The organism is Chryseobacterium lathyri (assembly GCF_003290185.1).
In the GTDB taxonomy this organism is placed as follows: Bacteria; Bacteroidota; Bacteroidia; order Flavobacteriales; family Weeksellaceae; genus Chryseobacterium; species Chryseobacterium lathyri.
In genome coordinates this window covers 171,426-190,565 of record NZ_QNFY01000005.1, presented here as the reverse complement: position 1 = coordinate 190,565, position 19,140 = coordinate 171,426, and the positions used below count along the sequence as shown (strand labels likewise).

Genomic DNA, 19,140 nt, shown 5'->3' with positions numbered 1-19,140 from the left:
TTTACGAAAATATTTATATAATTAAATTAATTACTGCCCTTGCTTGGCGTCATTAATCATTTTCTCGTTAGCTGTAATGGCAAACTCCACTCTTCTGTTTTTAGCTCTTCCTTCGTCTGTATCGTTGGTAGCCACCGGCATAGACTCTCCTTCACCTTTTGTAAACATTCTGCTGGAAGCAATTCCTTTTCCTGACAAATAAGCTTTTACAGCGTCTGCTCTTCTTTGAGAAAGAGAAAGGTTGTAAGCATCTGCACCTTTGCTGTCTGTGTGACCGTAGATATTGATATTAGTATCTGGATTATCTACAAGAACTGTAGCTAACTTATCAAGGTTGGCCTGAGCAATAGAAGTTAAATTTGAAGAGTCAAAAGCAAAGTTAACAATGCTTTCATTCATGGTAATTTTAATACCGTCACCTACTCTTTCTACTTCAGCTCCAGGTAAAGTTTCCTTAATCTGCTTAGCCTGCTTATCCATTTTATTACCGATTACGTTACCAGCAACACCACCGATAATACCTCCTAATACTGCTCCTAATGCCGAGTTTTTACCACTTCCCACATTATTTCCCAGAATACCTCCGATCACAGCTCCTGAAGCAGCACCTACTGCTGTACCTCTCTGCTGATGATTAGAATTCTGAACAGCTTCACAGCTTGTTAGCAATAATGCTGATGATAAGAAAAGAGCTCCTATATATGTTTTATTAAATTTCATTTTTTTAATCTTTTATATTGATAATTATTTCATTCCTGTTCTCTGGAAGTTGTAAACAACCTGTACTGTGCTTCCATCAAACGGAACGCTTTGTACAAGTGAAAACTGATCTGTAGACTGGTTAGTAATCGTTAAAGAGTATCCTACAGTATTTTCTTTAGCTTTAGTTCCCTCAGCGATTTTTTTAAACAAGAAAGTATTGCCGTCTTTTACTTCAAATTTAATTGGACGTGTAAGGCTTGGACAAGCTCCACCTCCGTTTAAAGTATAGGCACCGGTGTAGTTATTGGGAATTAATCTCCAATGACTTCCTACAAAACACTGGGCATCTGCACCTTCGTCAAAAGGCTTGATTTTAAACCCTTTTTCATAGTCCACGCTAACAATCTGCCAGTCGCCTTTTAATTTTAAGTATTCGACTCTCTGGTTTTGTGATGTTTCTGCTTTTTTCACTGAGGAACAAGACACTGCAAAAAGTGATGTTCCAATCATCCCTGCAAGTAGTAACTTTTTCATTTTGTTGTTTATTATTTTGTTATTTATAAAGTTACAAAAAACCGTGCCAAATTGAAAGATAAAAATAAAAAAAGTCCGAAATTTTCGGACTTTAAATGTTTTCTCCTTATATACAGGAAGATATACTATTTTTTAACAGCCTTTTTTACGGATTTCGTAGGCTTATTGCTGCTTGAAGATTTTCCGTTGTAGAAATTGGTATAGGCATATTCTGCGGCCTTTTGAAGATCTATAACACCTCCGGCCTGAGAATATTCAGGAAATTTGTTATCCGCATTAGGATTACTGCTTTTTACCAATGCTTCAATTATCTGGTATGGCTTCAGATTAGGCATATAAGCAAGTAGTACTGCTGCAGCTCCGGCTACTACCGGGGATGCCATAGAAGTTCCCTGAAGATATTTGTATTCGTTTTTAGGAACTGTAGAATAAATTTCTTCCCCCGGTGCGAAAACATTTACCATTTTCTTATTGTAGTTAGAGAAATCTGCTCTAAGTTCGTTATTTCTGTTGGTACTTGCTCCCACAACCAGCACGTTATTCACAAACGGTTTTTCATCTGCAACATTTTTAAAATTGGTAGGGAAAGCAAGGTGTTCGGCTACATCTTCGTTTTCATTACCCGCTGCTTTTACTAAAAGAACACCCTTGTCTTCAGCATATTTGAAGGCATCCCACACTACATTTTTACCTGGAGACACCGGTTTTCCGAAACTCATGTTTAACACTTTTGCTCCGTTATCTACTGCATATCTGATAGCGTTTGCAACGTCTTTATCTCTTTCGTCTCCGTTTGGAACGGTTCTTACAGACATGATCTTAGCTACTTTGGAGGCTACACCATACTGTATTTCTTTTCCTTGAGGAAGGCCGGCAATAATTCCCGCCACATGTGTTCCGTGTTCCGCATCTGGTCCCTCATAGTCATTATTCCCATAGTTTTTCTCAGAATAATCGTCGTAATTATCTCCAACGATTTCTTTTCTTGGGTCATAGCTCAGATCATATTGTTTCGATTGTGGAGTAAAATGATCGATAGCTTCCTTCATCTGCTCTTTCATTAGTTTTTCGAACTCTGCAGAAGATTTTCCTTTGAATTCAGGGCTTTGAGAAACCTGACCTAAAACATTAAGAGCAATAGCATCTTTCTGATCGGTAGGAGGTTTAATTCCCTGTAAAGTTTCTGCAGTAACAGGCTTACCTCCCAACAATTTTACCATGTTTGGAATAATACTGTTGATCATAGTGTAGGTCTGCAGGTTTTGTTTTGCTTCTATGCTTTTTTTGCTGAACAGCTCTTTAGACTTCATATACATAGCAAACTCTTCGGGCATTTTTGCCTGGTTCGCTTTGTTTTTTGCAGAATCATCACTTTCGAAAACAGGTTTATATTTAGCAACAACTCTTGTTACTTCCATATTGTCTATATCGATGTCACCATTTTTACCGCCGATAAAATTCCAGCCGTGTATGTCATCAATATATCCGTTTCCGTCATCATCTTTTCCGTTTCCGGGAACTTCATTAGGATTAGACCATACATTTTTTACAAGGCCCGGATGGTCAACCTGAACACCACTGTCTAAAACTCCTACAACAACAGTTTTAGGCTTAAGACCTTTGGATTCTAAATATTTATATGCGTTTGCCGTATTTACTCCATATACTTTTGTTGCAGAAAAATCTTTATGATACCAAGTCATCAGATCTTTATCCTCTTTCGGGTCAATGCTCTTAGCCTGTGCTTCCTGAGCATATGAGAAACTAAAGCCTGCCAGAAAAACAGCAGCTAATAATACCTTTTTCATATGTTGATAATTATTTTTTCTTAAGTCATATGCAATCGCCATTTTCATTGTTTTATTTTCATAGAATTTTGTTAGCGGCGATTTCATGTTATTATAATTGTTTAATATTTTTTATATAAGTCAGAGATTCAGGGCCTTTGTTACAAATAAGATCCAGAACTGATAAATCTTCCAAAAATCCCAGCTTATCAGAGAAGGTCTGGTAATATTCGTCCATTTGAAATTCTGAAGGATGTTTAGCCGAAAATTTCTCTCTAAAATTAATGCTTTCAGGATTTTTGATATATTCTTCATTCAAAGACTGTGCCTTTTCTGTTTTAAGAATCTGCTGTATGACTTCTAATCCTTTAAGGTTGAAATCGATGAGGAATTTCTCTTTCAGTTCATATATTTTCCTGAATTTATCTTCATAATATTCAAAATAAGGAGAGCTTTGGTAGGCTGTCTTAATGGATTTCCAATGCAGATTTCTCCAGTCTTCCCTGTAAGAGATTTCAATATCTTTAAATTCTCTTTTTCCGTTATGATTGATAGGAATTATTAGAGAGAGCTTTCCGTTTGCCCCATAGATATTGGTTCTGTTTCTATAGGTCTGTTTAGGGAAATTTTCAAACTGTTCAAATATAATCTTGTTCTCAGGATTTAAAAACACTGAAAACCATGAAATCGGTGGCATATAAAATACCGGCAATAATACATTCTGCATAATTTTTAATTTTTTGGATAAATAACTCTTCCTTTTATTTCTTCTTCATTAATCAATCCTGTATATCGAGAATCTAAGCTGGCATTCCGATTATCGCCAAGAAAAAAAACCTTTCCCTTTGGAATAACAATGGGACCAAAATTATCAGCACTCCAGTCTTTACCATATACTTTGAAAATATCACGGTCCGAGCCAGTATTGATAAATCTTTCATAAAAAAAATTATTATCAAGCTCGTTATCGCTTAAATTGGTAATGAAATGATTTTGATCAAATGGGAAAAAGTCATTTTCTGAAAATCCCTTCATCATTAATTCATTCACAAAAGCCCGATCTATTTTATAGGAATGCTTCAGGTTTAAATGAGTATCTACTGAAATATCATTAACATACAATTCTCCATTCTTAATCTGAATCTTATCTTTGTATACTCCTACCAGTCGTTGTATATACATTCCTTTGCCATAGGTATTGTTCTGATAATAGACCAGTAGTTTATTTTTATCATAAGGGAGGATATTAGTGATCACAACAAATGATCTTTTTTTAACCGTTGGTTCACTTCCAGCTTCGGGTACAAAAGCATATTGCAAAACTCCTGTGAGTTTTGCAATAATGAAAAGAGTTACAATGACACTTCCTGTAAGAAGTATTGTATTAAATATTTTATTTTTAAACACTATTCTTCTGTGTTTTTCTTTCTGAACAATTTCACAAAATATTCCCATCCGAAGAAAAGGATAAGAATCATTGCAGCGATCCACCAGTAAGATGTTTTGTTGGCTTCACCTGTATTGGTTGCTTTGAACATTCTCTCCCAACGAACTTTATATGGCGCTTTGTATTCTACATTTTTATCTTCAAATAATCCCTGTACACTCATCCAAGTAAACATCGGTTTACCTACTATGTTTTCTTCCGGAACGAAACCAAAGAATCTTGCATCGAGTGAAGCATCCCTGTTATCTCCTACCATCATATAGTAATCTTGTTTAAGAACATATTGATTAGTTTCGTTTCCATTAATAAAAATTTTTCCATTTCTTTTCTCTAAAGAATTATGTTCATAATTTTTAATAATCCATTGGAATTCCGGAAGCGTTTTATCATTTATGGTAATTACATCCCCTTTCTTAGGTATTCTGATTGGGCCATACTGATCTTGATTCCATCCGCTATTTATAGGAAAAATAGAATTAGTAGTATCAATCTTTGTTTTATTATCATCCTTGTATGAAATCCCACTAATATCTTTTGCTAATATATCTTCTTTTATCTCTGTAACTTCAGGAAGAGATTTAATAATATTATATCTTTCTTTATCTAATCCCTGAAATGAATAAATATATCCATTATTTATCTTTAAATACTGTAAATGATTATCCCTATCAATTTCATCAAGCCAAAAATATCCATATTTTGCATTAAGACTATTCATATCCAATAGATCACTAGTTTTCACAGTGTACCTATGTTGCACTTTTTGATCTCCAAGAACAGTTTCAGGTTTACCATTTACAAACAGTTTACCATTTCTCACTTCAAAAATATCACCAGCTACAGCCACACATCTTTTTACATATGGATCCGCCCTGTCTAAAGAGACATGCACAGAATCACGAGGATAATTGAAAACAACGATATCATTTTTCTGCGGTTTATTAAATTGAAAAATTCTCCCATAAGGCAATTTTATTGCTTCTACGTAGGATTTGGGATCATCTTTTGGATTTCCTTTCTGTCCTGTATCCATAATGGTTCCCTGAAGGAATGGTATGGCTACAGGGCGCATCGGCATTCTGTATCCATAGCTCCATTTGTTCACGAAAAGGAAATCACCTACCAGAAGTGTTCTTTCCATAGATCCTGTAGGAATTCCGAACGGCTGGGTTACAAAAACGTGAATAATGGTTGCAAAAACAACTGCAAAAGTAATAGATCCTAGGAAAGTATCTTTCTTCTTTGCATTTTTCTCTTCGTCTGTCATGAACAGATCGTTGGCATTTTCATCTTCTATTTCTATATCTTTAGAATAGTTTACCGTTGCCATATAGATAAATGGCAGGATCACTGTAAGCAATTGATGCTGAAAAAGGGTTTTCCCAAATTTTTTCATTAAATAAATATGGAAAACAGACATCATAATAGGTCCCACTATCGGAAGATAGGACAGGATAGCCCACCATTTCGGGTGTTTTGTTTCTTTTAATATAATGAAGTAATTATAGAAAGGTATAAATGCCAATAATGGGCTATACCCCATTTTTTTGAACAGTTTCCAAGTGGAAATCCCCATCAGTACAGACAAAATGAGAACGTATACTGTATAAGTTAAAAAATAATTCATAGTTTTTTTGTGCCTATTCTAAGTATATAAATGATAAATGATGAGTAATAAATGATTACAGCGTTCTGCTATTTTTAATTTACTATTCATCATTTTTTTATTGGTATGCAATTTAAAGAATTTGTTACAAATTAAAGTCCTAAAACGTCTTTCATGGTGAAGTTTCCTTTTTTGTCTTTAATCCATTCTGCAGCGACTACAGCTCCGAGTGCGAACCCGTTTCTGTTGAAGGCTGTATGTTTTATTTCAATTTCATCAACTTCACTTTTATAATAAACGCTGTGGGTACCGGGAACCTCATCTTCACGGATGGCAAAGATTCCCAGTTCTTGTCCTTGGGTTTCTTCCAATTTCCAGGCATTAAATTTAGGATTATTTTTGATAATTCCTTCAGCAATGGAAATTGCGGTTCCGCTGGGAGCATCTTTTTTGTGGACATGGTGAATTTCTTCCAGCTGGCAGGAGTATTCATCCACATTTTTCATGATATCGGCTACTTTTTCGTTGAGGGCAAAAAATAAATTCACACCCAAGCTAAAATTAGAACCGTATAAGAATGCACTATCGTTGTCTACAGCAATTTTTTCAATTTCTTCTTTTTTCTCCAGCCAGCCTGTAGTACCGCAGATCACGGGTACTTTATTTTCAAGACAGGCTTTGATGTTCTCATAAGCTGCTTCCGGCAATGAAAATTCGATGGCAACGTCAGGATTATTAAGAATTTCAGCTGTTGGAGTTTCTTTAAGGCGGGCCACTATTTCATGACCTCTCTTCTGTGCAATCTCATCAATGATCTTCCCCATTTTACCGTATCCAACTAATGCTATTCTCATGTGATATCTTATTTTATTATGGTCTCAAGGAACTTTATACAGTCCTGATGAGCTTTATTTAAAATTTAAATTTAAAATCTATAGCTTAAACTTAAGCCTGTTTTTGGGTTTGAAAATCCGTACTGATCCTGAATTACCGTAGGATTGAAGCTCAGATCCGGATCATGGCGGCTCTCGTAAAGATGCGCATCCACCACGGCATCTACAATGTTCAGGATGTAGATAAGACCTGTAATGGCTATAGCGTAATCTCTTTGTCTTTTGTATCTGTCCTGAGCGTTTCCGAAAGCTTTTTTATCCAGCCAAGGATGACTGTCTACAAATTCATTAGGTGTTCCGTTAAGTTTTGCCACATAATATTCTCTGTACTTTTTGTACTGGTTATTACTCCAGATTGTATATCCGATTCCGGCTCCTACGGCTCCCCAGACAATAGGGATTTTGATGTATTTTTTATTATAATACTGTCCTAATCCCGGAAGAACGGCAGAATACAGCCCGGCTCTTGTAGGATTCAGCTTAATGGTTTTCTTTGTAGGCCCATTTGCATTTTCAAGATCTTCAATGATCTTAGCTTCTGATTTTACTGTTTTTGCGGGTTTCACAGTTTTAGTAACAACTACACTGTCTTTCGGAAGAGGCCCTACACGGACTGTGTCGCTGGGAGCTACCTGCGAATAAGCGAAAGCAAAAATGCCCAAAAAGAATGTGAAAAATAATTTCTTCATTTATTTAATATGGGATAAAATATATTCCAGTTCTTCTTCATTTTTGAAGTCCAGAAGAATTTTACCTTTTTTTCCGTTGCCGGAGGTTTTGATTTCTACTTTTACGTCTAAAATATCGGCGATGGTCTTCTGTGCTCTTTTATAATTGTTGGAGAGTTCAGTATTGACTTTTTTTGCTGCCGGTGATTTAGGGTTCTTCAATGCGGTAGCAGCCTGCTCAGCCTGACGTACATTGAGTTTTTCTTTAATGATCAGATCAAATAAAATTTGCTGATGTTCTTCACTTTCAAGACTGATGATGGCTCTTCCGTGCCCTGCAGAGATTTCTCCACTTCTGATTGCATTCTGAATATCAGGATTCAATCTTAGAAGTCTGATGGAATTGGTAATGGTACTTCTGTCCTTCCCTACTCTCTGGCTAAGATTTTCCTGGGTAAGGCCAATCTCATCCAAAAGTCTCTGATAGGTTAAAGCAATCTCAATGGCATCAAGATCTTCTCTCTGGATATTTTCAACAAGAGCCATTTCCAAAAGCTCCTGATCGTTTACCAAACGGATATAAGCAGGAATTGTCGGAAGCCCGGCAATTTTACTGGCGCGGTAACGTCTTTCCCCTGATATGATTTCGAATTTTTCACCGTCTTTTCTTAAGGTAACCGGCTGGATTACCCCTAAGTTTTTAATCGACAGGGCAAGTTCGTTTAATGCTTTTTCGTCAAAATAAGTTCTCGGTTGGGTCGGATTCGGATAAATATCCTCAAGGGCGACCTCTACGATATTCCCTACAAACTTATCTGCTCCTTCATCGGTCGCGGAGTTGATACTTGCTTTGGATTCAGCGCTCAAAATGGCGCCCAAACCACGTCCCATAGCTCTTTTTTTGTCCTTCATATATATAATCTATAAATGATGATTGATAAGTGATGGTCCTCATTCACTTATAGGGTCCATTTATTATTAAATTAATTTTTCACTAAATTTTCATTCTTCAGCAGAACTTCTTCTGCCAGCTGAATGTATTGTATAGCCCCTTTACTTTCTGCATCGTAATTCAGAATACTTTCTCCAAAGCTCGGCGCTTCACTCAATCTTACGTTTCTGCTGATGATGGTTTCAAAAACCATGTCAGGAAAATGTGAATTCACTTCTTCAACAACTTGGTTAGATAATCTTAATCTGCTGTCGTACATGGTGAGAAGAAGTCCTTCAATACCAAGATCTTTATTGTGGATCTTCTGTACATTTTTAATGGTATTCAAAAGCTTACCCAATCCTTCCAATGCAAAATATTCGCACTGGATCGGAATGATTACAGAATCTGCCGCAGTAAGGGCATTAACTGTAATAAGCCCTAAACTCGGTGCACAGTCTATAATGATATAATCATAATCATCTCTCACTTCTGCCAATGCTTTTTTAAGCATATACTCCCGGTTTTCTTTATCCACGAGCTCAATTTCAGCTGCTACCAGGTCAATATGTGATGGGATGATATCCAGATTGGGAGAGGCAGTTCTTTTGATACAGGTTCTTGTATCTGCACTGTGCTCCAATAGATTATATGTAGAGTACTGAACATCTTCCACACCAAGCCCAGAGGTTGCATTAGCCTGTGGATCAGCATCAATGATCAATATTCTTTTTTCCAATACCCCTAATGCTGCCGCCAGATTTACAGCTGTTGTAGTTTTTCCTACTCCTCCTTTTTGATTAGCGATACCTATGATTTTTGCCATTATTAGAACTTTAGGATTCAAAAATACACTTTTTTCTTTGCTCTGTATGAATGGAGAAATTCAAAATTGAGTTAAAGTATTGTTAATAAACGCTTTAACAATTAAAAAAATTATCCACAAAAAAAATTCTTTGTGGATAACTATTTTAAGATTTGTTTTTATGTCAATTATTCGAAGTTCATGGTAATTGGAAATTTGAAATAACTTCTTACAGCTTCACCTTGCTTGTTTAAGCCCGGTTTCCATTTTCCTTTAATATATTTAATGGTTCTGATTGCTTCATTATTAAATTCTGCATTTGTTCCATTTGCTTTTATTCCAGAAATTGTTCCATCAATTTCAACTACGAAAGTAATTGTGGTTTTCATCACTCCATCTGCGCCGTCAAAAACCGAACCGTCAAAATTATTCATTACTTTATTCCTGAAAGAGTTAATTCCTCCTTCATAAGCAGCTTCTACAGCCAAATCTCCTCCACTGACAATTTTACTTTTATCAACAGTCGGTGTTGTTGGAGCAGTAGTAACCGGTCCACTTACTATCACCGGAGCCGGTGGAAGATATCTGTCAGGTTTTACCGGATCCCCTTTGAAGTCATCTGCTAAACCCGGAGCTGCATCCTGAGGCTTGGTTTGTTTAATCGGTTCTATTGCATCCTTGATAGGTGTTGGAACAGAACTATCAAACTGCTTCGTATGTGGAGGTGTAACAGGCTGAACCGGTTTTACAATTTCTACAGGAGGTTTCTCTATCGGATCTACTTTTTTTAATTTGATAACTACCGGAGGTCCATCCTTAGGTACATGTACAGATGGCTCGCTTCTAAATGCCGAAATCACAAGCGGTGTTATGGAAATAGCAGCCAATAAACTCACGCCCACAAAAAGCGCTTTGGTTAATAATCTATCTGATTCATTTCTTAATACATAGGCACCATATTCTTTGTTGCGGTGCTCGAAAAGAACCTCGTTAAAACGAAATTCCTGGTTTTGGTTTTGGTGTTTCATCACTATTAAATATTTAAACTGTTAAAAAATCAGTGATTATTAGTTTTAGTGTTCTTATCGATAAGTATTGTTTCGATATCAAAACATTTGCCAATTTTTTATCAAAACATCAATATTTTAAAAAACATTATAACAATATGCAAAATTTAACATTCCAATCAATCAAAAATACTCAAAATTCAACCTCAATTCATTTTATTATTCGTAAAAAACCAGTCATTATTTACAAAATACATATCATAAAATTAAAAACAGTGAAAACCACATTAAAAAACAGGAAAAACACTGATGAATCAATTGCAATACTGAAATACATTTGTACCATAGAAAATCGGGGATGCTGAAAACCAAAAAGAGTAAGCAATTTTTAAAAAACTTATAATTATGCCAACTTTAACTCAAGACGCAAAAACAAATTCATTAATGAGCATGCTTTTAAAGCAGGTCTACGACACAGTAACCAACGGAGGAAATCCAGAACATTTGGGAACAGATGATTTTATTGCCTTTGATCCGGTAGGGATTACACTTTCGGAAGATACTTTTGATTATGCACTAAACGGTCTTTTCGGAGATGCTCCCTCACCCAAACCAATGCTGGACGGAACAGGAAAACCTATCCTGGATGCCAACGGGAATCCAAAAATAGATATGGAAGCTTACCAGACCGCCTTATCTAACAGCAAATTCAAAAAGTATCTGCAGATGGAACAATTTGCCGCAATGGTAGATTCAGTACCTTCTCATTTACCACCGCTTACTGAAGATGGAAAAGGAAGAGCCATTACCATTATGACTGATTCTGAAAAAAGAGTTTCCAAAGTATATGAGGATCTTTTGCAGTGGTCTGTAGTAGTGGACACAGATTTTGATCAGAAAGTAGAGAAAAAACTAGGTTCTCTGAGAGACAAATTATTCAAAATAAAAAAGGTGAAGAATCCTGATTTTGATAAGAACGCACCGATAGATGACCTGAACAAGCCTGAACTGATCCATACATTTGTAGCGCCTACTTATGCAAAATATGTAGAGTATCAGATAAAATATTATGATATTGTGGATGCCAATAACGAAATCAGAATTGCTGCTGACAATGGGGATACCGACGCAATGGCCAAAATATCCATTGACGGAAAAAACATGAAAAAGCGTGAAGATGCCGCCTTGAAGGCCTGGCAATCTTTAGGTTACAAAGAGGCTGTAGAAAGAATTCAAAATTACCTGAGTGAGATTGAGGAAAAGCATATGCTTGTGATCAAGAAGAGAATACAGGCAGAATTCAGGAACAGCCAGAGAACAAGAATTTTAGATTATACAAATTACTCTCCATGTATTCCGGTAGCAGCCAATGCCTTGAGAGAATCAAAAGGATGGCCTGAAATCTCTATTTCACAAGGGAAAAGCAATTACGATTATTCTAAATCGATTCATAACTGGGGAGCTGCAGGAGGTTTCAGCATGGGATTATTTTCCATTGGAGCAAAAGGAGGAGGAAAAAATGAAAAAACGCAGATCAACTCTGATTATTCCAGTATGAATATCTCTTTTAAAATCGGAAAGGTAAAAGTAGAAAGAGGCTGGTTCAATCAGCAGTTCATAGAATCCAAATACTGGAAACTTCACGAGCAGTCTCCACAGACATTAAATGGGGATATGATCAGCGATGGAAATGGAAAAGGGCTAATGCCATCCATCATCACGGAATTGATTATCGCCAAAGATGTTTCCCTGGATTTCAAAGACAGCAGCTCTGCTTATACTGATGCCAAAAATTCCATATCTGCAGGAGGTGCTGTAGGAATAGGACCTTTCGTAATTGGCGGAAACTATAGCTACGACAATCAGAATGTAAAATCCAGCTATGACTGGGATGGTAAAAAACTGACCTCAAAAGGAATTTACATTATCGGTTACAAATGCCACATCGTACCGAAGTCTCCAAATCCGAATCCTGAGATCAAAAAATGGGCGGACGGAAAATCATAAGCAGAAAGGAAGTCTGAAGCCGGAAGAAGGAAGTTATTGAGTACCAAGATGCAGTCACAGTATAGTTTTAATTAATTTTTTTGAGAATTATTAAAAGATGTATGTACCCTACTAACTTCCAGCCTCCCTTCTTCCCTCTTCCCATCTTACACCATAATATATCCTTCTCAATAGAATGGCCGGCAGAAATTTTTCTGCCGGTTATTCACCTAAACTAAAAACGATAACCATGAAATATTTTGTAGCTGTTTACCAGAAACTTAAGAACATTTACATGTCACAAAGCTCGATGGAAAATGATCTGCCTATGATCTGCCCTTCTCTGCGCATTTATGACAATGAGGAACTGGAACTTCTGAAACCACAAAGCCTGCTGAATGATGAACAGAAAAAAGCGCTTTCGATCATTAAAAAACAAAATGTAGCGTATGAACTGAACTCTGTGCCGATCTCACCCAATTTTTGGGATCTTAACCCCAATAATTCTTTGTTTGATATTTACAGGGACATCCTGGATAAAAACAACCTGAAAAACCTGGAAGAAAATCTCGATAAGGTCCTTGAAAACAAAAGCACCCTTCTTTTTGATGCAAAAAACAGCGACACCAAAGAGTTTAAAGCTTATAAAAAATACAGAGTACTTTATGAAGACGCCGTCAATAAAGTAACCGATCATCTGTTGCTGTTTGACGGGCTGGAAACTGATGAGGAAAAAAGAAACTGGAATGACCGGCTTGTCAACTTAAACAACCTGAAAGAACTGGCTTTTTCTGAATGGAAAGTAAAAGGCAACAAAGATCATATTGAAAAGGAACTGGCAAGGATCAACAGATCTTCTGATGCTGATCTTTATCTTGCTATGGCGCAAAATGCAAAACATACTTTTGAGGCCGCAGAAAAAACTGATGTGATCAGCAATTCCTCAATTCACGACATTAATTTTATCCCGTATGATTTTATGGAAAATGAATCGGGCTGGAACAGCATGCGTATTGAAAAATCCGAACTTGAAGGACTTCACTCCGAGGCAAAAAACAGCAATGAAAACATTCCTTCTGAGATTTTATCTATAGATTATGACGAAAGCATGATCCAGGCCGTGGAAATGGATTATTCTTTTGTGCATTTAAAAAGAAACTGGTTCAATAAAAATTTTATGCTTTCCAATTATTTTGAATGGAAGGAGCCTAAAAAAATATCAGACGGGCAGACGATTTCCAATGATTTCAAGCTTCCGGCATTTCCAAAAACCATGATCTTGATTAAAAACCTGAAAGTGATCCTTGATCCGTCTATTATCAGCACCAGTGTAAGCAATGCGGAACAGCTGGTTTATTTCGGGCCTATGGTAATGAAACAGCAGGTTTTCATCAATAAAACCAATAACCAGAAGTTCCTGAAAGCAATCACCAACGTGAAAACCATCAAATCTGATCAGCTTAATTATCTGGCTAAGAAAACAGCTATTGTTGAAGCGCAAAAAGTAAACGTCATTAATAATTTTTCTGCCAGAACAGCCCTAGATCCGGAACCGGTAGAAAACATAAAAATGATGGCCAATCCAGCATTTGCAGGAAAAACCAATATGGGAAATATCCTGAATAACATTAAGAATTTAAGCCCTCTCAACCCGGCTCCGCACGGAGCCAGCCCGGTACAGCCCACACCTCAGCCTACCAACCCAATTAAAACTCCATGGGGATCATGGGGTCCGAAGTTCCCGACTATTCCTACTCCAACCCCGGCCCCAACACCAATTCCTATCCCTGTTCCGCCACCACCTATAGATGCTCTTGTACAGTTCCGGATCTCTGATAAGGTCAATAATGAACCTATCTATAAATGTGCTATTTCTATTAAAGGCACTAATAACAATAGGATTTTTGAGATCGAAAGCAATGAAGCAGGCATGATCAATCAACTGATTTCTCTTGGGGAATACAGCATTGAGCTAAGAATTGATGATTATGCAGTTTTGAATCAGAATTTCAGTGTTACCAGCTCGATGCCTCTTAGCCTTGAATATAAGCTTCAACGGGAGGAAGTAAAATTTAAATCCTTTTTCCTGATTGGAATGATCTGTGAGAGGATGCCGCAGATACCGGTTAATCAGTAATTGAGAAAAGAGGAAAGAGCCAAGAATCAAGAATCAAGATATCAGACTTTATACTTTATACTTTATACTTTATACATGAGATGCCGGATTGAATACCTAGCCATCGTACTTTATCTAAAAATATTCATCATTAAAAAACTATCATGAAACTTTTAAAATATTACATAAAAGCACCGGAAGTGCTTACATTATGCGAGATCCTTTATCAACTTGGATACAGCATTAAGATCTCAGATTCATTTACTCTGGAAGTGGATGCAGCCGTGAAAGATTTCCAAAGTAAAAATTCTTTGGTTGTAGACGGAATCGTAGGCGTAAAAACCTGGGCCGTTCTTCTTGAAAAAGACGAAAAACCCCTGAGCCAGACCGATAAATTTTTGAAAGAAGAAGATCTTATCCATTTTGCAAATGAATACAATCTGGAGCTAGCTGCCGTGAAGGCCGTGAACGAAATTGAAAGCAGCGGAAAAGGATTTTTGATCAACAATAAGCCAAAAATTCTGTTTGAAGGCCATGTTTTCTGGAGTGAGCTTAAGAAAAGAGGCATTGATCCTACTTCTTACTACAATTCAGACAGCCAGAATGTTCTTTACCCGAAATGGACAAGAGCCTATTACCAGGGCGGTGTGAAAGAATATGACAGATTAAATGAGGCCATCAGCCTGGGTGGCAATCCTAACTTTAAAGAGGCTGCACTGTCTTCTGCTTCGTGGGGAAGTTTTCAGATCATGGGTTATCATGCCAAAAACCTGGGTTACAGCAATGTAGATAATTTTGTTTCGAAAATGGAACTCAATGAAGGTGAACATTTGAGAGCATTCGGAAAATTTTTAGAGAAGAATAACTGCCTTGTTCATCTCAGAAATAAAAACTGGGCAGGTTTTGCGAAGCTTTACAACGGAGCAGGCTACAGAGAAAACAAGTACGATGAGAAGCTTGCGAAAGCTTATGCAAAATATGCACAAAATTAAATAAGCAGTTTTTTTTAAGTTCCTGCAGATATATAGATTCAAAGTTGCTTATAGCTTTTTTGAACTTCTATGATCTGTGGGAATTTTGTTTTTAATAGAAACACTGCTGAATGGTTTTACAGAAACGTTTTTAGAATAATGCCAACCTGTTTAAATTCAATTTTTTATAAGCCATATTCAAAAGCTACAATTTGATAATCAAGAGGTTATATTTGTTATTTTTTAACATTAGTTTAACATTTTTGTTTATCTTTGCTTTTCGTCAAATAACTAAGAATGTCTTTATACCAAAAAATTGCAGAAAAACTACAATATATAAGTCCGAGTTTTTATAAAAAAAGATATTTTAAGAATTTAAACAATCTTACTAAGAATAATTTTTCGGCACGTAACGTAGAACCGGAACTGGTATGGATCAAGGAATACCTTCCCAAAAATGCTGTAATACTGGACATCGGGGCTAATGTCGGAACTTTTCTTTATCAGTTGGAACACAAGCTGAACCATGAACATATTTATGGTTTTGAACCCAACAAGAAGCTTTACCGCCGCCTGAAAAGACTTTTCCCAAGAATGAGAATATTCCCTTTAGCTCTTTCTGACGAAAATACAATTGCCGAATTTAAGGTTCCTATTATTAATGGCAAGCTGATTGCTTCCCGGGGAACTTTAAACACCTCTTACAAAGAGAAAGGTGAGGAAAAAAGCTATACGGAAAAAGTAAAAGTGATCAAGTTGGACGAATGGGCTGCAATAGAACATTTTGACAGACTGGATTTCATTAAGATAGATGTGGAAGGAAATGAAATGAAAACCCTGTCCGGTGCTAAAAAAACCATCATGCGGTTCCTTCCGACACTGATGGTCGAAATGGAGCAGAGACATCACAAAAACCCGATCTGGAATGATATTTCCGAAGTAAAAAGCTGGGGATACGAAGCACAATATCTTAACCGTGAAAGTTTTAAGCTGGAACTCCTGACGGAAGAGATCTTAATACACAACACCAACGATGAAAAAAACAAGACCAGCTATATAAACAACATTATTTTTACGCCAAAAAACCATTAAAAAAACATTATGAGTGTAGTAGCGAGACAGGGCTTCAAATATTCCATCATAGGTTATATTGGTTTTCTGCTGGGTACCATATCCGCCATTTTTATCTTTCCGTACAATTTTGAATTTTATGGAAAACTCCGTTATATCCTGCCTACTGCCGAGATGCTGGTTCCTGCTGTAGTATTGGGAATCTCTTACTCCAACGTGAAATTTTTCCACAGGGTAGAAAAAGACGGCAAGAAACAGAATATGCTGTCACTGTCGCTGCTTACGGTGTTTGTTAATTTTATCATTTTTACGGGTGTATTTTTTGTACTGTCCTATCTTTTCCCAAAATTCAGACATTCGGAAGCATGGAAATTAAAGGAAATGATTCTTCCTCTGATTCTCATCCTTTCTTTCTGTGCAATTTTTAATAAATATACCTCCAATTATAAGAGAATTGTAGTATCCAATATTTTTGACAATCTTTTCCCCAAGATTGCCAACCTGGGAGCTTTCTGCCTGTTCGCTTATTTTTTACTCTCGCAGAAAGTAGCGTTTGCTTTCTTTTTCGGAATGTTTGCCCTGATGCTTTTCGGATACGTTTATTATACGAACAAGCTTGAAAAGATAAGACTGGACTTTAATACGGATTATTTTAAGAAGGATAACTTCTGGAAAGAATTTTTCAATTACAGCTTTTTTGGATTTCTGGGAACTTTCGGAAATTATCTGGCGATCAACAGTTTCATGATCGGCGAGTTTCTGGGAATGGAGGAAGTGGGGATCTATTCTGTTCTTTATGCTCTGATTTCTCTGATTTCAATTCCACAGCTGGGACTGTTCAACATCTCTGCCCCAATCATCAATAAAACACTGGTTGAGGGTGACATGGAGGAACTGGACAGGTTTCACAAAAAGACATCATTATCCTTATATTTTTTAGGCGCAGTTTTATTTTCATGCATCATGGTTGGTTTTCCTTATCTGACGGAATTTATGCCTAAAAATGGAACGATGCTTAGAGAATATGAGCCCGTAGTATGGATTTGGGGTTCTGCAGTTTTAATTGATCTGGCGACAGGCTTTAACGGGAATATCATCTCGCTTTCCAAATATTACAGATTCAATATCCTGATTATGCTTCTTCTGGCTGGACTCACGGTTGGACTGAATTATTATTTCATTAAAAATACGGATCTGAAGCTGATTGGGATTGCTTTATCTACCGCTATTTCACTCACAACTTACAATGTCATCAAGATCGCTTTCAACTATTTTGTTTTTAAAGTGTCTCCGTTGACGATTGAAATGATATTTGTTTCTATCATATGTACTTTAGCGATCACTGTGGCGATTGTTTTACCAACTTTCCATAATAATTTCATCAACCTGATGTACAAACCAGCTGTTGTTCTGGTATTGATCTACATCGGAAATTATTTCACCAAAGTATTCCCACTCGAGGATTATCTGAATGCAAATTTTATCAAAAGTATTTTTAAATTTAAATAGAAATTAAACCGGAGAGAACATCTTCCAATTTTTTTAAAACTAACTTTTTGCTGTAGTTTTTCTGGAAATCAAAGCGCGTATTTTTAAGCATTTTAAACTGCTCCAGAATATTATCCGCCTCAGGAACAATAAATTCTAATTTCGAAGGATAATCTTTAGGAAAAACAGCCGTTTTGCCATATTTGATAGCATCACCCAAGTTCCCGGTCATTTTGGTCAGCCCATAAATTTCTTCCCTGCTGAAAAATTCTGTTTTCTGCTGAATCGGACACCACAAAACATCTGCATTCTGCATCCATTTTTCAAAATCATCATGGGAAACCCGGTCTGAAAAATATTGTATAGAAATATTTTCCGGAAGTTTTTGAGACATTTTTTCCAACTGATCCAGCTCACTGTCTTTGGCTTTTCCAAGAAATATGAATTCATATTTCTCTTCAGCTTTTAAATTTTGAATGGTTTTAAAAACATGATGGTAATCTCTTCTTTTTTGTGAAACACCCCCCGGAATCACAACTGTAAGATCATTGTTTCCCTGTTTTTCAAAATTCTTGTTATAAAAAAGAGGGAAAAATTTATAAATATCAGATGAAAGCTCTTCATCTAGTACCAATAAATTCTTAGCATTCCTGTATGCTTTTGAGGTATAAAAAAGACCTTCTTTCCACCAAAGCTTCAGCCGGTAAATAATATCCCCCTTAAAAATACTTTTCATCAAAGCACCTTTTGAAGCTACAGAAAAATTCATATTATGAACAATAACCGATACATTATATTTCTGAGCCAATGCATGAAAGGTGTTGAAATATCGATGAACCGTTCCAATGATGACCAGATCATATTTCTTTAATTTCAACTGCTCCATGATCATGGAACTGTCAGATAAAAATATTGTTTCGCCGTCCTCCACAATCAAATCTTTAATCTTTTTCGAAAAATAGTAATCTACACTGAAATCCGAAGAATCCTTCATGATATCCATGAAAGCCTGCGCAATTTCTGCGTGGGTATCTATTTCTATGTAAGCGATTTTTTTCAATTGGAATTAGAGGTTAGCAGAGGTAAAATGTTTGACTTAATGTCAATTTATCTTTTGCAGTTTTATAA

General features: G+C 36.4%; 17 protein-coding genes. 5 read left to right on the top strand and 12 right to left on the bottom strand.

Annotated features, from left to right (window positions below; genetic code table 11):
• Positions 1-30: 30 nt before the first annotated feature.
• The 11 genes from DRF61_RS08485 to DRF61_RS08435 form a co-directional block, all read right to left on the bottom strand.
• The gene (locus tag DRF61_RS08485; RefSeq protein ID WP_111955976.1) at positions 31-720 is read right to left on the bottom strand and encodes a YiaD family glycine zipper/OmpA-like lipoprotein; all 690 of its coding nucleotides are present in this window, start codon (positions 718-720) and stop codon (positions 31-33) included.
• Between the two features lie 24 nt (positions 721-744).
• Positions 745-1,236, bottom strand: coding sequence for a lipocalin family protein (locus tag DRF61_RS08480; protein ID WP_111955974.1), 492 nt, complete (start codon positions 1,234-1,236; stop codon positions 745-747).
• Positions 1,237-1,361: 125 nt separating this feature from the next.
• The gene (locus DRF61_RS08475) at positions 1,362-3,044 is read right to left on the bottom strand and encodes a S8 family serine peptidase (protein WP_111956231.1); all 1,683 of its coding nucleotides are present in this window, start codon (positions 3,042-3,044) and stop codon (positions 1,362-1,364) included.
• A 91-nt stretch (positions 3,045-3,135) separates the two neighbouring features.
• Positions 3,136-3,750: a WbqC family protein gene (locus DRF61_RS08470; protein WP_111955972.1), complete on the bottom strand. Its 615-nt coding sequence runs from the start codon at positions 3,748-3,750 to the stop codon at positions 3,136-3,138.
• Between the two features lie 5 nt (positions 3,751-3,755).
• The gene (gene lepB, locus DRF61_RS08465; RefSeq protein ID WP_157963371.1) at positions 3,756-4,430 is read right to left on the bottom strand and encodes a signal peptidase I; all 675 of its coding nucleotides are present in this window, start codon (positions 4,428-4,430) and stop codon (positions 3,756-3,758) included.
• The gene (gene lepB / locus DRF61_RS08460) at positions 4,430-6,097 is read right to left on the bottom strand and encodes a signal peptidase I (protein WP_111955968.1); all 1,668 of its coding nucleotides are present in this window, start codon (positions 6,095-6,097) and stop codon (positions 4,430-4,432) included. The genes lepB (DRF61_RS08465) and lepB (DRF61_RS08460) overlap by 1 nt, the downstream gene beginning before the upstream one ends.
• Positions 6,098-6,228: 131 nt before the next feature.
• Positions 6,229-6,930, bottom strand: a complete 702-nt coding sequence (gene dapB, locus DRF61_RS08455) for a 4-hydroxy-tetrahydrodipicolinate reductase (protein ID WP_111955966.1) — start codon at positions 6,928-6,930, stop codon at positions 6,229-6,231.
• 71 nt (positions 6,931-7,001) lie between these two features.
• Positions 7,002-7,658, bottom strand: a complete 657-nt coding sequence (locus DRF61_RS08450; protein WP_111955964.1) for a DUF5683 domain-containing protein — start codon at positions 7,656-7,658, stop codon at positions 7,002-7,004.
• Complete coding sequence (locus tag DRF61_RS08445; protein ID WP_111955962.1) at positions 7,659-8,549, bottom strand: ParB/RepB/Spo0J family partition protein; 891 nt, start codon at positions 8,547-8,549, stop codon at positions 7,659-7,661.
• 71 nt (positions 8,550-8,620) lie between these two features.
• Positions 8,621-9,394 carry a ParA family protein gene (locus tag DRF61_RS08440; protein ID WP_111955960.1) on the bottom strand — a complete coding sequence of 258 codons (774 nt, stop codon included), beginning with the start codon at positions 9,392-9,394 and terminating at the stop codon, positions 8,621-8,623.
• Between the two features lie 167 nt (positions 9,395-9,561).
• The gene (locus tag DRF61_RS08435) at positions 9,562-10,401 is read right to left on the bottom strand and encodes an energy transducer TonB (protein ID WP_111955958.1); all 840 of its coding nucleotides are present in this window, start codon (positions 10,399-10,401) and stop codon (positions 9,562-9,564) included.
• 384 nt (positions 10,402-10,785) lie between these two features.
• Between DRF61_RS08435 and DRF61_RS08430 the strand changes: the two genes are divergently transcribed.
• The 5 genes from DRF61_RS08430 to DRF61_RS08410 all read left to right on the top strand — a co-directional run bounded on the left by DRF61_RS08430 (position 10,786) and on the right by DRF61_RS08410 (position 18,033).
• On the top strand, positions 10,786-12,387 hold the full coding sequence (locus DRF61_RS08430) for a hypothetical protein (RefSeq protein ID WP_111955956.1): 1,602 nt from the start codon (positions 10,786-10,788) through the stop codon (positions 12,385-12,387).
• Positions 12,388-12,616: 229 nt separating this feature from the next.
• On the top strand, positions 12,617-14,503 hold the full coding sequence (locus DRF61_RS08425) for a hypothetical protein (RefSeq protein ID WP_146896875.1): 1,887 nt from the start codon (positions 12,617-12,619) through the stop codon (positions 14,501-14,503).
• A 143-nt stretch (positions 14,504-14,646) separates the two neighbouring features.
• On the top strand, positions 14,647-15,474 hold the full coding sequence (locus DRF61_RS08420; RefSeq protein WP_111955952.1) for an N-acetylmuramidase domain-containing protein: 828 nt from the start codon (positions 14,647-14,649) through the stop codon (positions 15,472-15,474).
• A 276-nt stretch (positions 15,475-15,750) separates the two neighbouring features.
• Positions 15,751-16,545, top strand: coding sequence for an FkbM family methyltransferase (locus DRF61_RS08415; RefSeq protein ID WP_111955950.1), 795 nt, complete (start codon positions 15,751-15,753; stop codon positions 16,543-16,545).
• A 9-nt stretch (positions 16,546-16,554) separates the two neighbouring features.
• Complete coding sequence (locus DRF61_RS08410) at positions 16,555-18,033, top strand: lipopolysaccharide biosynthesis protein (RefSeq protein ID WP_111955948.1); 1,479 nt, start codon at positions 16,555-16,557, stop codon at positions 18,031-18,033.
• On the opposite strand, the gene DRF61_RS08405 is transcribed toward DRF61_RS08410, so the two are convergent.
• Positions 18,026-19,072 carry a glycosyltransferase family protein gene (locus DRF61_RS08405; RefSeq protein ID WP_111955946.1) on the bottom strand — a complete coding sequence of 349 codons (1,047 nt, stop codon included), beginning with the start codon at positions 19,070-19,072 and terminating at the stop codon, positions 18,026-18,028. The genes DRF61_RS08410 and DRF61_RS08405 overlap by 8 nt on opposite strands.
• Positions 19,073-19,140: the final 68 nt, after the last annotated feature.